General features: G+C 40.2%; 19 protein-coding genes. 16 read left to right on the top strand and 3 right to left on the bottom strand.

Annotated elements, in window-relative coordinates; all coding sequences use genetic code 11:
• Nucleotides 1-189: 189 nt before the first annotated feature.
• The 7 genes from ppnP (at nt 190) to ACFI34_RS02730 (ending at nt 6,317) form a co-directional block, all read left to right on the top strand.
• Nucleotides 190-504: a pyrimidine/purine nucleoside phosphorylase gene (gene ppnP, locus ACFI34_RS02700; protein WP_010555829.1), complete on the top strand. Its 315-nt coding sequence runs from the start codon at nt 190-192 to the stop codon at nt 502-504.
• A 180-nt stretch (nt 505-684) separates the two neighbouring features.
• On the top strand, nt 685-1,041 hold the full coding sequence (gene hpf / locus ACFI34_RS02705) for a ribosome hibernation-promoting factor, HPF/YfiA family (protein ID WP_006791946.1): 357 nt from the start codon (nt 685-687) through the stop codon (nt 1,039-1,041).
• A gap of 142 nt (nt 1,042-1,183) precedes the next feature.
• Entirely contained in the window at nt 1,184-2,419 is a 1,236-nt protein-coding gene (locus ACFI34_RS02710) for an NRAMP family divalent metal transporter (protein ID WP_462672311.1), read from the top strand.
• 77 nt (nt 2,420-2,496) lie between these two features.
• Nucleotides 2,497-2,952, top strand: a complete 456-nt coding sequence (locus tag ACFI34_RS02715; RefSeq protein ID WP_462672312.1) for a GNAT family N-acetyltransferase — start codon at nt 2,497-2,499, stop codon at nt 2,950-2,952.
• 17 nt (nt 2,953-2,969) lie between these two features.
• Nucleotides 2,970-3,380, top strand: coding sequence for a GNAT family N-acetyltransferase (locus tag ACFI34_RS02720; protein ID WP_462672313.1), 411 nt, complete (start codon nt 2,970-2,972; stop codon nt 3,378-3,380).
• A gap of 178 nt (nt 3,381-3,558) precedes the next feature.
• Nucleotides 3,559-5,748 carry a putative Ig domain-containing protein gene (locus ACFI34_RS02725; protein ID WP_462672314.1) on the top strand — a complete coding sequence of 730 codons (2,190 nt, stop codon included), beginning with the start codon at nt 3,559-3,561 and terminating at the stop codon, nt 5,746-5,748.
• A 377-nt stretch (nt 5,749-6,125) separates the two neighbouring features.
• On the top strand, nt 6,126-6,317 hold the full coding sequence (locus ACFI34_RS02730; RefSeq protein WP_305470854.1) for a DUF3185 family protein: 192 nt from the start codon (nt 6,126-6,128) through the stop codon (nt 6,315-6,317).
• A 92-nt stretch (nt 6,318-6,409) separates the two neighbouring features.
• Here ACFI34_RS02730 and ACFI34_RS02735 read toward each other — a convergent pair whose 3' ends face one another.
• Genes ACFI34_RS02735 through ACFI34_RS02745 form a run of 3 tightly spaced genes read right to left on the bottom strand, consistent with a single transcriptional unit; the run spans nt 6,410 to nt 8,724 of the window.
• Complete coding sequence (locus ACFI34_RS02735; RefSeq protein WP_462672315.1) at nt 6,410-7,597, bottom strand: vWA domain-containing protein; 1,188 nt, start codon at nt 7,595-7,597, stop codon at nt 6,410-6,412.
• A 1-nt stretch (nt 7,598) separates the two neighbouring features.
• Nucleotides 7,599-8,447, bottom strand: a complete 849-nt coding sequence (locus ACFI34_RS02740; protein WP_462672316.1) for an AAA family ATPase — start codon at nt 8,445-8,447, stop codon at nt 7,599-7,601.
• A gap of 52 nt (nt 8,448-8,499) precedes the next feature.
• The gene (locus ACFI34_RS02745; protein ID WP_006791952.1) at nt 8,500-8,724 is read right to left on the bottom strand and encodes a DUF1653 domain-containing protein; all 225 of its coding nucleotides are present in this window, start codon (nt 8,722-8,724) and stop codon (nt 8,500-8,502) included.
• 60 nt (nt 8,725-8,784) lie between these two features.
• Here ACFI34_RS02745 and ACFI34_RS02750 point away from each other — a divergent pair, with 60 nt between their 5' ends.
• The 9 genes from ACFI34_RS02750 (at nt 8,785) to ACFI34_RS02790 (ending at nt 14,494) form a co-directional block, all read left to right on the top strand.
• Nucleotides 8,785-9,264: a DUF2947 domain-containing protein gene (locus ACFI34_RS02750; protein WP_462672317.1), complete on the top strand. Its 480-nt coding sequence runs from the start codon at nt 8,785-8,787 to the stop codon at nt 9,262-9,264.
• A 74-nt stretch (nt 9,265-9,338) separates the two neighbouring features.
• Nucleotides 9,339-9,971 (top strand): hypothetical protein, encoded by a 633-nt coding sequence (locus ACFI34_RS02755; RefSeq protein WP_462672318.1) that lies wholly within the window; start codon nt 9,339-9,341, stop codon nt 9,969-9,971.
• A 40-nt stretch (nt 9,972-10,011) separates the two neighbouring features.
• Nucleotides 10,012-10,299 carry a cell division protein FtsB gene (gene ftsB / locus ACFI34_RS02760; RefSeq protein WP_006791955.1) on the top strand — a complete coding sequence of 96 codons (288 nt, stop codon included), beginning with the start codon at nt 10,012-10,014 and terminating at the stop codon, nt 10,297-10,299.
• The gene (gene ispD, locus ACFI34_RS02765) at nt 10,289-10,990 is read left to right on the top strand and encodes a 2-C-methyl-D-erythritol 4-phosphate cytidylyltransferase (RefSeq protein ID WP_462672319.1); all 702 of its coding nucleotides are present in this window, start codon (nt 10,289-10,291) and stop codon (nt 10,988-10,990) included. The genes ftsB and ispD overlap by 11 nt, the downstream gene beginning before the upstream one ends.
• Nucleotides 10,987-11,484 carry a 2-C-methyl-D-erythritol 2,4-cyclodiphosphate synthase gene (gene ispF / locus ACFI34_RS02770; protein WP_008126885.1) on the top strand — a complete coding sequence of 166 codons (498 nt, stop codon included), beginning with the start codon at nt 10,987-10,989 and terminating at the stop codon, nt 11,482-11,484. The genes ispD and ispF overlap by 4 nt, the downstream gene beginning before the upstream one ends.
• Nucleotides 11,481-12,533 carry a tRNA pseudouridine(13) synthase TruD gene (truD, locus tag ACFI34_RS02775; protein WP_462672320.1) on the top strand — a complete coding sequence of 351 codons (1,053 nt, stop codon included), beginning with the start codon at nt 11,481-11,483 and terminating at the stop codon, nt 12,531-12,533. The genes ispF and truD overlap by 4 nt, the downstream gene beginning before the upstream one ends.
• On the top strand, nt 12,514-13,278 hold the full coding sequence (surE, locus tag ACFI34_RS02780; protein WP_462672321.1) for a 5'/3'-nucleotidase SurE: 765 nt from the start codon (nt 12,514-12,516) through the stop codon (nt 13,276-13,278). The genes truD and surE overlap by 20 nt, the downstream gene beginning before the upstream one ends.
• The gene (locus ACFI34_RS02785; protein WP_462672322.1) at nt 13,268-13,906 is read left to right on the top strand and encodes a protein-L-isoaspartate(D-aspartate) O-methyltransferase; all 639 of its coding nucleotides are present in this window, start codon (nt 13,268-13,270) and stop codon (nt 13,904-13,906) included. The genes surE and ACFI34_RS02785 overlap by 11 nt, the downstream gene beginning before the upstream one ends.
• A 9-nt stretch (nt 13,907-13,915) precedes the next feature.
• On the top strand, nt 13,916-14,494 hold the full coding sequence (locus ACFI34_RS02790; protein ID WP_462672323.1) for a YqaA family protein: 579 nt from the start codon (nt 13,916-13,918) through the stop codon (nt 14,492-14,494).
• The last annotated feature ends 30 nt before the right edge of the window (nt 14,495-14,524 follow it).

Consider the following 14,524-nt stretch of genomic DNA (forward strand, 5'->3'; position numbering starts at 1 on the left):
TTATTTAGTTGTTCTGAATGAGGATTTTTTAACGCAGATAGCGACACTTTTAGCCCCTAAAAATGATTAAGTATTATTGCGAATTGGTATTAAGCGTTACTGCTTTTCTTGCATGAAAGTAAGCTATCAGGCAAGGTAGTGCGATAAAATTTATAAATAAAGATCTTTAAATTAATAGCAGGAGCTAAAATGTCTCAGTTTGAAAATGTCAGCGTAGTTAAAAAGGCCAACGTGTATTTTGACGGTAAAGTGTCAAGCCGTACGGTTGTATTTAGCGATGGAACTACCAAAACATTAGGCTTTATGCAGCCGGGTGAATTTGTATTCGATACCAGTAAAAAAGAACTCATGGAGTTGTTAGGCGGCCAGTGGGATATTTTATTACCAGGGGCAAGCGAGTGGAAAACGTTTTCTGCGGGCGAGTCATTTAATGTAGACGCTAACGTAAGCTTTAAAGTAAAAGTAAGTGATTTTGCCGACTACTGTTGCTCGTACACAGATTAATAGCTAGCACAGCTAGACGTCTGAAAGCCCATGGTTTATGGGCTTTGCATAAACTTTGCGCAACACATGATTTAAATCACCAAAAACCGCAAATAAACCTCAAATATCTCTCTTTTTTCCTTGTGTTAATCTAAATAGCCCCCAATACTATTTATGAGGTAACAAATAAAAGGATACCCTATGAAAATTAATCTTTCTGGTCACCATGTTGAAGTTACTGACTCTATTAGAGAGCACATCAACGAAAAATTTTCTAAAATTGAGAGCCACTTTCCATCACTTATTTCTCTCGATATGATCTTGTCTAAAGAGCATCATAAAATCCAAGCCGAAATTAGCACTAATTACGAAGGTGCGCGAATATCAGTAAAAGGGGAAAACGAAGTAATGTACCCAGCTATTGCAAGCGCAGCTAAAAAACTCGATGCAGCACTAAAACATCGAAAAGGGCAAATAAAAGCAAATTTACACGAAAAGCCTGTAAGTACAACGCCAGAAATAGCGCACGAAATCATCCAAGAGATGGAACTAAAATAATTTTTAGTCCCAAAGTACTATAAAAAAGAGCCTTACGGCTCTTTTTTATTGCCTTTAATTTAGGTAAGTTATGCAGCCTTCGGTGTTATTAATTGTGAAAATTAATAACCAGAGTGAATAACACACATAATTTGAGAAATTAATGCAGCAAACACACACTTCTTGGAAATATCACTTAGGCGCACTAGGCCCGGGTATTTTAATGGCCACCGCTGCAATTGGCGGGTCTCACCTAGTTGCATCTACTCAAGCTGGCGCGCTATTTGGCTGGCAACTATTTTGGTTAATACTGGCTGTTAACGTATTAAAATATCCGTTTTTTCGCTTTGGTATGGAATACACCTTAGCCACTAAAAACAGTTTAGTAGAAGGCTATAAAAACAAAGGCCCGGTGTATTTTTATAGTTTTATTGGCTTGAACATACTGGCAGCAGTTGTTAATACCGCAGGCGTATTACTACTTACCGCCAGCTTACTGCATTACGCATTGCCTGTAGTGATAGAGGTAACCCTGCTATGTTGGATATTGCTCGGTGTGTGCTTAGCCATATTATTGTTAGGGCACTTTAAAGCGCTCGACAGCGTTGCTAAAGGCATTATGGGGTTATTAACACTGGCTACTGTTATTGCGCTGGTTATTGCGTTTAGTAATGGCCCAATGGCGCCAGCTGACTATGTTGGTCCATCACCTTACGAACTTGCTATGCTCAGCTTTATGGTCGCGTTAATGGGTTGGATGCCAGCACCCATAGAAATATCGGCCCTTAGCTCGCTATGGCTTAAAGAAAAGCAAGCTCAGCAAGTGGTTACTAAAAGCCAAGGTTTGTTTGATTTTAACGTAGGCTATTGGCTAACAGCCTGCCTAGCATTGGTATTTTTTAGCTTAGGTGTGCTGGTGCAATATGGGCAAAGCAGTAATATAGAACTTGGCGGTGTTGCCTTTGCTAAACAGCTTATTGATATGTACGCACTGACTATTGGCGAGTGGGCAAGGCCGCTGGTATCAGCTATTGCTTTTTTATGTATGTTTGGCACTACACTCACCGTGCTTGACGGCTACGCACGCACACTTAACGAATCGCATAAACTACTTGGCTTTGGGCAATCAAAACACAGCCTAAATATTTGGTTAATACTACAAGCACTTGCAGGTATGGCCGTTATTTTATTTTTTAAATCGGCCCTGGGGCCAATGCTTACTTTTGCCATGACACTTGCTTTTGTCACTACTCCCGTTTTTGCATGGCTTAACTTTAGCCTTGTACGCTCAGAGCCCGCCATTAAACACAGCGTGCTATTACGCAGCTTAACGTGGCTAGGCTTAGTGTATTTAGTAGGTTTTGCTGTTGCCTTTGTGGTGTGGAAAATAGCAGCTTAAATTTCGCTATTTACTTAAGGGCTTTAATTAAGTGCATTAGTTAAAGCCCTAAAGCCTAAAATTTAAACGAGGCATAAATGGATATTAGAACAGGCGAGCTTTCAAACCCTCACGTTATAAAGCTACTACAAGCGCATCATAACGATATGCTAAAACACTCCCCCATAGAGAGCGTACATGCACTTGATGTAACTAAACTCAGCCAGCCCGATATAACTTTTTATAGTTTATGGATTGATAATAATTTAGCGGGTGTTGGCGCATTAAAAGTGCTCAATGCTACGCATGGCGAAATTAAATCAATGCGCACCTCAAGTAGCTATTTACGCCAAGGCATAGCGGCTAAGTTACTCACGCATATTATTGAGCAAGCAACACTGCGAGGGTATAAAAAACTTAGCTTAGAAACCGGCACTGCTAAGGCATTTTTACCAGCACAAAAGCTCTACGCCCAATTTGGTTTTAAAGAGTGTGAACCGTTTGGGAATTATGAGCCAGACCCGTATAGCTTGTTTATGAGTAAATTCCTTTAAAGTGAGTAGAGGATATTATGGCTTATAAAGTTGAACTTAAAGCTCCAGCACTGGATGAATTCGCTAATTTACGTAAACAAGTAAAGTGGCAAAACCCTGACTATAAAACATTAAAAGCAAGCATCGAAAACTCACTATTTTGGGTTGCCGTGTACGACACTGATAAGTTAATAGGCACTGGGAGAGTGATTGGTGATGGCGCAATGTATTTTTATATTCAAGATATAATTGTTGCGCCTAGTTATCAAAAACAAGGTATTGGTCGTTTAGTAATGACCCACATTGAAAACTATCTAAGCAGTACCTGCTCTAATGGCGCTACAGTAGGTTTATTAAGTGCTCACGGTAAGGAAAGCTTTTATATTCAATATGGTTATGTAAAGCGTGATGGCGATAGTTTAGGGTTAGGAATGTGTAAGTTTATTTAAATAGTATAAAAAATTTCGTAGATAGAGAAATCACCTTTAACCTTTTCTTTCAATGCTTTTAAGTTGCTAAACTTATTTACAAAGATCTCATTTTTCCATATCTACTTGTTAAATAAAGGTTGTTTTAATGTTTTTTTATGATTAATATCTTTGCCGTTGATAAATATAAGGAAATATAATGGAACATCAATTTAAACTCAAATCCCTACTTGTTTTACCTCTTGTAACTATTTTAACCGCATGTGGCTCTTCAGATTCAAATGAGAAAGCGACTAATAATGAAGTTGCTATTGTAAATAATGCGCCTCTAATAACATCTGAAGCGGTAACCTCTGCTATCGAAGACAATACTTATACTTATTTAGTTGAAGTTCAAGATGATGGAGATGATTTGACGTTTACACTCAGTTCATTCCCAGAGGGTATGTCTATATCTGAAACAGGCTTAATTGAATGGCTTCCTACCGAAGGAGTATTAAGCTCAGGTGAAGTAGTTGTTGCCGTTAATGACGGGGAAAATGATAATGTAATTCAATCATTTGAAGTAGTGGTTACTCCGGTTAATGATACCCCTGTATTATCCCTCATACCTAATCAAACAGTTAAAAGTGGGGATGATTTTAGTTTTCAATTAGTTTTGACTGATCCTGACGATAATATAGAAAATGGTGACTTCTCGTTTTCAGTTTCCCCTGAAATTGAAGGAATGGAAATAGATCAAAACGGTCTAATTACTTATCAAGCCAGAGCTTCAGAGACAACTGAGTATAACTTAACAGTTGAAGTGAGAGATGGACAAGAAGATGGAGTATTACCTGTAAGAGCTTCATTCATACTTGATGAGCAATTCTTTCAAAGTATTTCAGCGGTTATAAAAAATTACTACACTGAAGATGTAATTCCAAATGCAGATGCTTTTTTGACGAATGGTAATGAAATCCTAGCTGATTCGGTCTCTGATGAAAATGGGATTGTTACATTTTCTATCCAAGATATATACATTACTGAACGCATGTCTATTATCAGTGACGCTTCTGGCTTTGCTGAGATGGCTATAGGCTTAAATGAAGAGCAAATAGACCTGTCTAATAATATCTTATTACAACCTGTTCAGGCTGAGATATCGTTTGATCCAACTATCGAGAATAATCTTTCCGTTGAGGATTTTGTACTTGTAGAGTTACCTGCTAACAGCTTGCAGCGAGCTGATGGGACTTTAGCTACAGGACTCGTCAATGCAGAGCTCACAATTATAAACCCTGCTATTGATATTAACCTTATGCCCGGTGAAATGATTACTAAAGATGTTAATGGAGAGATTAAACCTATTGAGTCTTTTGGAGCGATAACGGTTACTTTTGAAGATGCTGATGGCGTTGAACTTAATTTGACTGAAAATATGCAAGCCAAAATAAATATTCCAGCTGTTGGTGAGCTAGATGGAACGGTTCCTTTATATTACTTTGACAATAACTCTGGCCTTTGGATAGAAGAGGGGCAGGTTGAGTTAGTATCTGGACCACAAGGAAATTACTATTCCGGAATGGTTTCCCATTTTACTACATGGAATGCTGATCGGATATATGAAACTATTTTTATAAATGGTTGTATTGAAGACAAGGATCAAAATCGACTTGAAGGTGTACAAATTAATTCAGAAGGCAGGGACTATATAGGTTCGTCATCAGCGGTTACTGATGAAAATGGCGACTTTTCAATACCTGCAAAGATGAATAGTACTGTTCTTATTTCATCTTCGGCTGGTATTCAAAGTCGTACATTTTCTATTGATACTTTTAATACTGATATTACTCTAAGTGAGTGTGTTGTTTTAAATGAAGCGTTTACTAAGATAAAGTTAAATTGGGGATTAATGCCAACTGATTTGGATTCTCATTTATGGGGGCCTTCAAGTACGAACGGCGAACAGTTCCATATTTATTTTGGAAATGAGCAAGTAATAGTAAACGACGTAGTTATGTTTTTAGACGTTGACGATGTCACTAGTTATGGCCCAGAGGTGATCTCTATACCAGAATTTGCTTTACCAGGAACATACTCTTACAAAGTACATAATTATTCTGGTACTCCAGAAATTGACTCTGATACTACTAAGGTTGAGTTATTAATTGACGACCGTAGGTATGTGTTTACTCCACCTAGTGAAGGTGCAGATGAAATGTGGCATGTTTTTGATTTAATTGTAAGTGAAGTAGGGAATGTGCAAGTCAATAAGGTAGATATATTTGAACCTTATTACTTTTATTCGAGTAACTCTTTAGTTCCAAACTCTAATCTTGAGCCAAAAATTAAGTATTATGAAAGCATTTATAATAAGCTGATAACTGGCAAGTATTACGCTAAGTAATATATTTGTGAGCCTCTTTTATTAAGGGGCTCACTTCTTTATATTTAAGTCATATAGCCCTTTATTTTCAATAAACTCCTCGACTGCGCAATTTAAACCGTAAACTAACATTGATTGTTATAACTCTGTTTATTATAGCTGACTACACTTGCGATGATTAAAATGTAGAGTTATTCAGAGGGTACTGTTGGTTAGCAATCTGTATATATTGGATGTAAATAATAACTTCAAAGGTTGTATTTTTACACTTAAAAAATAGTTATGACTTTCTATATTATCTGTTTAAGTTACGTTAACTACCTAAGGTGTGCGTTAACTATATAGCGGTGTTGGTACTTAACTGATTCAGGTAAATAGTAGTAATATTTGGAGAAAAAATGAATAATAAAATTTTAGGAATAGTACTTGTAGTAGTTGGCGCAGCATTAGCTACGTGGGGCTACAATGTTTACGATTCAGCTGCGTCGCAAATCAGCAGAACATTAAGCGGCGATACGCCAATGGAAGCGTGGGCTGGTATGGTCGGTGGCGCTATTTGTGTTCTAGTCGGTATTTCACGGTTAAAGTAAATTAGTCATATTAGATTTCTCAACAAAATCCCCCCCATTTTATTGAGAATATATCTTTATAATTTAAGAATGCATTTTATTAATACTCAGTATTAACTCAGCTCTTTTATCGCTCTACTTATCCCATCCAAGCTCAGCGCGTACATGCGATTGTTCATTAACTCTTTTATAAAGCCAATTGATTGATAGTAAGGCCAGTGTTCAACGGGTTGTGGGTTGAGCCACGCGACTTTATCAAAGTGATTTGTTATTCGTTGCAACCATGCACTGCCGGGTTCTTCGTTGTAATGTTCTACTGAGCCGCCGGGGTAGGCTATTTCGTATGGGCCCATAGTGGCATCACCCACAAATATGACTTTGTAGTCGCTGGTAAATTTATTAATCAGCGTCATGGTGTCTATTACGTTTGAATGGCGGCGTTGGTTATCCTGCCAAACGTGTTCGTATAAACAGTTATGAAAGTAGTAAAACTCTAAATGCTTAAATTCACTGTGGGCTGCGCTAAATAATTCTTCGCAGGTATGAATGTAGTCATCCATTGAGCCGCCAATATCAAACAGCATTAATACTTTTACCGCATTGTGGCGCTCGGGTGCCATTTTTACATCTAGCATGCCGCCTTGCTTGGCGGTTGCGCGAATGGTCTCGTTTAAATCCAGGGTGTCACTTGCGCCGGTGCGGGCAAATTTGCGCAGCTTTTTAAGGGCGAGTTTTATAGTGCGTGAGCCAATTTCGCGGTCTGAATCTAGGTTGCGGTATTCGCGCTTGTCCCACACTTTTACCGCTTGGCGATTGCGGTTGCCGTCTTGTCCTATACGCACGCCCTCAGGGTTATAACCATACGCGCCAAAAGGAGATGTACCGCCGGTACCTACCCATTTATTACCGCCTGCGTGGCGTTTTTGTTGCTCTTCTAAACGCTCTTTCAGGGTTTTCATGAGCTCGTCGAGCCCACCCATCGCTTTTAGTTGGGCTTTTTCTTCATCGCTTAGGTTTTTTTCAAACTCTTTGCGTAGCCAATCTTCAGGTAAGTTGTGCTGTTGCTTTAAACTCTCGAGTAGGTCTAAGTCGGCAATACCGCTAAAATAGTCGCTAAAGGCTTTGTCGAACCGGTCAAAATGGGTTTCGTCTTTTACCATTATGGTGCGGGCTAAATGGTAAAAGCCATCTACATCGGCAAATATAACGCCTTTTTTTAAGGCGTTTATTAAATCGAGTAGCTCGCGCAGGCTTACCGGTAAGCGGTATTTGCGCAGCGTGAAAAAAAACTGTACTAACATGTTAGCGACGGCTCATAAACGCAAGTTTTTCGATGAGGCTTATGTCTTGCTCATTTTTAAGCAGTGCGCCAAACATCGGCATTAAGCCGCCTTTTTGGCTTTTGTCGTGTAATGTTTTAGCGTCTATATCCTCTGCCATTAAAAGTTTTAACCAATCTAGCAATTCGCTGGTGGAGGGCTTCTTTTTAAGGCCGTTGGCTTCACGTAAGTTAAAAAATACTTCTAATGCTTGGCGTACTAAATCTTGTTTAACGTTAGGGTAGTGCACATCAACGATTTGCTGCATTTCTTCGCTGCTTGGAAAATCAATATAGTGAAAAAAGCAGCGGCGTAAAAATGCGTCCGGTAATTCTTTTTCGTTGTTTGACGTGATGATCACAATAGGGCGCTCTTTTGCGATAATGCGCTCGTTAGTTTCGTAAACATGAAACTCCATTTTATCAAGCTCTAGTAGTAAGTCGTTCGGGAACTCGATGTCGGCTTTGTCTATTTCGTCGATTAAAAGCACTGGGCGTTTGCCGTTAAGTTCAGCGTAGTTAAACGCTTGCCACAGCTTGCCTTTAACAATGTAGTTGCCAATATTATGTACGCGCTCATCGCCTAATTGACTGTCGCGTAGGCGCGATACCGCGTCGTATTCGTACAAGCCCTGTTGTGCTTTAGTGGTTGATTTAATGTGCCACTGAATAAGCTCGGTGTTTAAACTTTTCGCAAGCTCTTCGGCCAGCATCGTTTTGCCTGTACCAGGTTCACCTTTAATAAGTAATGGTTTTTCAAGCATAATAGCAGCATTTACAGCCTGTTTTAGCGAGCTGCTTGCGATGTAATTGTCAGTAGAATTAAATTGCACGGTGTACCCTTGTCTGGTCTGAGCAGTTTTGAATGGGGTTATAATGCCACAGTTAATCTGCAGGTCCAAGGTAGGCAAAACGAGGTATAGTTTTGCCCTCTTTTTCAACGGTTTCTAAAAACATACTAAGTGGTCGTGCCCAAATACCGAACTCACCGTACAAGGCCTGATATATAACTAGTTGTTCGTCTGTTTCGCTATGTGTTGCCTGATATAAAACTTTGTACTGCGGGCCTTTGTAGTGTTGATATAAACCCAGTTTTAGTGCTGTAGTCATGCTTCAATCTCTTGTATAATTTGTGTTTGCACTTTTAATGCTAACTAATTTGCCAATATTATGAACTATATTTCGTTAGATGATTACAGAAAAGCGTGGGTTTTTCGCCATAAAGACATTCCGGTATCAAGTGATGACGCAGCTAAAATAAAACCAATGAGCGACGAGCGCGCAGCTGTGCTTTGGAGCACAATGGTAAGCCGGGAGTTTGACCACCCCGACTTTTTTGATGACAGTATGTGGTGCGGTCAAGATAAAAGCTTTAGTGATGAAGTTAACTGGGAAGCAGCTTGGGAAAATGGCGATGCTTTACCACCTCAAGAAATTTTAGAGTTTTTAGGGTGGGAAGCAAATACCACGGTATATTTTTGTATGTCGCGCGATAATGTTATTGAAACAACGTTTGACGTATTTAAACGTAATTGGCAAAACTTTATGTTTTTAGCCGATGGCAGTTTACTAGTTGGTAAAAAGCGCAACAGTGTTGTGCAATTTTTAGAGTCGGGTAAAGCTAAGTTAGGTGAAAAACCAAGCGCTTAATTTATTATGTGTGCTTAAAAACTATTCAGTACTATGTTATAAAACAGTTATCTGAATGTTTTTGAGTAAAGCAATTGGTCGCGAAAAATCAGTCACTTGGTGAACAGCAGCAAGTTGAAATTTGGCAAACTGATGCGCAAAAGGCGCTTTATGCGCAGTTGTGCAATGCATTTTATCAGCGAGAAGTTCAGCGTTTAGTCGCCGAACCTAATGCCGATAAGCTGCGTAGGCAGTTAAAAAGTTTGCCTTATTACATTGAACGAGCTGCATCGCTTGTAGTAAACGGGCATTCGCCTTTTACGCTTGATGCACAAAATGGCTCGTGGCTCGAAAAACAAAAAGCAACGCCGCCCGATGTAAATAAACAAGCCAATGAACTTTTTTTTCAAGCGCATGCCAAAGTGGGACTAATTGTTCCGGTGATAGTAAACCAGTATGACAAATTACATCTTAGGATAGACAGTATTGATCAGGTGTCTGAAAACAAGCTGCATTGCAACGAGCTAGGGTGGTTTGATTTTTTAGGCGAGAGCCTTGAAGAACAAAATGCGCAATTAATTAAACCGAGTAAAATAAGTTTAACAGCAGCGTGTTGTGGGCATCAGTGGCAGTTTTCAAAGCGTTGTACACCACGTTTATTATCATTACGTGAAATGCTACTGGCAGGGAATATTAATTGGCGCAATATAAAACGTCCACTAGCTTAGTTAAGTTAAAACTTTTAAATTATTAAATAAGGAGTGTTAAATGCGTGTTTTTCAAGTGTGCTTACTGTGCTTAGCACTGTTTGTTCAGTACAGGTTATGGTTTGGTCAAAATGGTGTGCAAGATTACTCGCGCTTAAAAGGCGCGGTGGCAACCCACCAAGACACTAACGAAAAGTTGATAAAACGTAATAAAGTGCTCAAAGCCGACATAGAAGATTTAAAGCTAGGCCTTGAAGGCATTGAAGAACGTGCCCGAAATGAATTAGGAATGATTAAACCGGACGAAACATTTATTCGTGTTTTACCGGGCAACCAATATGAGAAATAAACAAACTATCGTTGCGATTGTACCCGCAGCAGGTGTAGGCAGCAGAATGCAGCACAATGCACCTAAACAATATATACAGTTAGCGGGTAAAACAATTTTAGAACACACCCTAACTAAATTATCTCAATTACCACAACTACAAACTATTGTTGTTGCTCTTAGCGATACCGACCCATACTTTGATGAACTACCATTAACCGATGCGCGCATTGTTCGTTCAAGTGGTGGCAAAGAACGTGCTGATTCAGTACTTAATAGTTTGTTATTTTTAGCACCCAATCCTCCTGATTGGGTATTAGTGCACGATGCAGCGCGCCCATTGGTTGACCTAGCAGACATAGAGCGCCTTATCAGTGAGTGCCTTCGTGAAAATGAAGGCGGAATTTTAGCCACTAAAGTAAAAGACACCATCAAACGCGGCGATACACACTCAAAGCAAACCGTCCCCCGAGACGACCTATGGCAAGCGCTTACCCCTCAATTTTTTAAGTACAGTGACCTTAAAAATGCGCTGCAAAATGCGCTACAAAGTGGGGTGCCTATTACCGACGAAGCCAGTGCAATTGAGTGGGTAAACAAACCAGTAAAACTTATAGCGGGTCGTAGCGATAATATTAAAATAACCACGCCAGAAGATTTAGCTTTGGCAGGGTTTTTATTAAATAAACAACAAAACGAGAGTGGAGTATGATACGAATTGGCCATGGTTTTGACGTACATAAATTTGGCGGCGAAGGCCCGTTAACTATTTGTGGCGAAAAAATTGATTACCCACAAGGCTTTTTAGCACACTCAGATGGCGATGTAGCTATTCATGCATTATGTGATGCTATTTTAGGTGCGCTCGCTATGGGCGATATTGGTAAGCACTTTCCTGATACAGCGAGCGAATATGAAAATATAGACAGCCGCATTTTGCTTCGTCATGTTGTTAAGTTAGCTAAAGAGCAAGGCTATGTATTAGGAAACGGCGATGTCACCATTGTGGCACAAGCACCAAAAATGCTGCCGCACATACAGGCTATGCGTGTAAATTTAGCTAATGATTTAAACTGCGATCTTAGCCAAATAAATGTTAAGGCTACGACAACTGAAAAGTTGGGCTTTGAAGGACGTAAAGAAGGTATTTCTAGTCATGCCGTGGTTATTATGAGTAAAGAGCTTGCGAGTACAAAAAACGCATGAGCGACTTAAATTATTTATACGGCGCACCGCTTTCAAAAGCTGACTTTAAAACGACAGCAGAAGACTTTATGGTAGATGAAGATCTAGGTATAGAGTTTACAGGTAACGGTGAGCATGTATGCTTGCAGGTGGTTAAAAAAGGCGAAAACACACAATATGTGGCTAAAATTATCGCGCAAAAAGCCGGTGTCTCCCCTCGCGATGTAAGCTACGCGGGCATGAAAGATCGTCATGGTGTATGTAGCCAATGGTTTAGTGTAAAAGTGCCCATTAAAAAGCATATAGATTTTAGCGAGCTAAATAGCGAAAGCATTTTTATAGTGTCGCAACAGCGCCATGAGCGAAAGCTACGAACGGGTTGCCACAAGGGCAATAAATTTACCATTACCCTTCGTAATGTTACCGAGCCGCTTGATATATTATGCCGTATAAATGCTGTGCGTGCTGGTGTGCCAAATTACTTTGGCGAGCAGCGTTTTGGCCGCGATGGGCATAATTTAGTTATGGCCGAAAAAATGTTTGCCGGCGAGCGTATTCGCGATAAGAAGTTACGCGGTATTATTATTTCAGCTGCGCGTTCACATATTTTTAATCAACTTGTAAGTTTACGTGTAAAAGAACACGGTTTAGCTAAAACTATGCACCGTGAAGTATTTATGCTCAGCGGCAGTAATGCATTTTTTGAAGATGCAATTAACGACGAAAACATAGCGCGTTTAGCCTCTGGCGATATTGTAATGTCGGCACCAATGGCAGGCAAAAGTGATAAAGGGTTAACTGAGCAAGAAAAAATATGGCTTAAACCCTATCAGGCATGGTGTGAAGGTCTGGGTGAATTAGGGCTTAAAAACGAGCGTAGAATGTTGCGTTTGATTCCTGATAACTTGGCAGTAGAAACACTTGATAACACCACACTTAAGCTGAGCTTTGGTTTACCTAAAGGATGTTTTGCAACCGCATTACTACGTGAGCTGGTGGACTATACAGATGCAAGTCCAAAAGAGCGAAAAGAAAAGGATAATGGCATAAATGAAGATACTGTTAAGTAACGATGATGGCGTTAATGCTAAAGGCATAGCGGTTTTATATAACGCGCTTACAAAAATTGCAGACGTCACTTTGGTGGCACCCGATCGCAATTGCAGTGGTGCAAGTAACTCGCTCACATTAATGAACCCATTGCGTGCAACAACTCTTGAAAATGGGTTTATGTCAGTTAATGGTACGCCAACCGATTGCGTTCATTTAGGTGTTAATCAGCTTGTTGACCAAAAACCAGATTTAGTTGTGGCAGGCATTAATCATGGCGCCAATTTAGGTGATGATACGCTTTATTCAGGCACTGTTGCTGCTGCTACTGAGGGGCGTCATTTGGGGTTGCCTGCTATTGCAGTCTCACTTTGCTCACACAATGGCGAGCACTTTGAAACAGCGGCCGCGGTAACAGTTAATATAATTAAAGAACTTGCATCGCACCCATTACCAAAAGACCAAATTATTAATGTTAATGTGCCAGATGTTCCACTAAGTGAATTAAAAGGTGTGCAGGTTACGCGTTTAGGCGCTCGGCATAAAGCTGAAACTATGACCAAGCAAACGGACCCTTGGGGTCGAAGTATTTACTGGTATGGCTCGCTTGGCACAGAGAGTGATGCAGGTGAAGGAACTGACTTTTACGCCATTAATAATGGCTTTGCATCGGTTACACCACTAAGTGTTGATATGACCGCACACAATAGCATTAAGGCAGTTGGGGACTGGTTATCTAGTTTGGAGATAAATCGTGCTCGCTAATTACACGCGAAGTGCGAAAGCGTTATCAGATTTACTTAAACGTGAAGGTGTTGAGGATCAAGGCGTACTTGATTCCATTGCAGGTATACCTCGACATTTATTTATTGACGACGTATTGCAGCACAAAGCTTATGAAAATACAGCGCTACCTATTGGGCAAGGGCAAACTATTTCGCAGCCTTATATTGTAGCCCGTATGACGGAGCTTTTGAGGTTGGCCGGTGTGCGCGATAAAGTATTAGAAATCGGCACGGGCTCTGGCTATCAAACAGCGGTATTGGCTAAAACGTTTACTAACGTTTATTCTGTTGAGCGGATCAAAGCTTTGCAATGGCAGGCTAAACGGCGTCTGCAGCAGCTTGATTTATACAATGTAACAATGAAACATGGAGATGGCTGGCAAGGTTGGCAATCTCAAGCACCATTTGACGGTATTATTGTTACGGCTGCGGCTGCCACCTTACCTCAAGGTTTGTTAAGTCAACTCGCTGATGGCGGTGTATTATTAGCGCCGGTTGGCGAAGCTGATCAAAAATTAATAATGGTTATTCGAAAGGGCGAAAGCTTTACAGAGCATGTTATTGCACCAGTAAGATTTGTACCTTTGGTACCTGGTGATATTGAATAGGAATTCACTTTGAAGTTGTTTACTAAGTTGTACGATATGGCCCTAGTATGGGCAAAGCACCGCCATGCGGAGCGTTATTTAGCAGGAATGAGTTTTGCCGAGTCTGTTTTTTTCCCTATCCCACCCGATGTAATGTTAGCGCCAATGTCGCTGGCACAACCTAGCAAGGCGTGGCGTTTTGCTAGCTTCGCAACGATTGCATCTGTACTGGGCGGGGTAATTGGCTACCTTCTTGGTTTTTGGCTTTTTGAACCTGTTGTAGAGCCGCTAATTGCACAGATGCATTGGCAAGAAAAGTTTGATGTAGCATTAAATTGGTTTAAAGAGTATGGCGTTTGGGTGGTATTTTTAGCTGGTTTTTCACCCATACCCTATAAAGTATTTACAATTGGTGCGGGCGTTTTACAGATGGCGTTTATACCATTTTTAATTGCTTCAGCAATCGGGCGCGGTGCTCGGTTTTTTCTAGTTGCTGCGCTTATGAAATGGGGCGGAGCGCAAATGGAGAAAAAATTACGTCAGTATATTGAAGTGCTTGGCTGGGGATTAGTAATATTAATAGCCGTTGCGTACTTTTTGTTGCGTTAAGCTACATAAAATAGCGTTATTTAAACATGG

The organism is Pseudoalteromonas sp. PSi26, assembly GCF_054960575.1.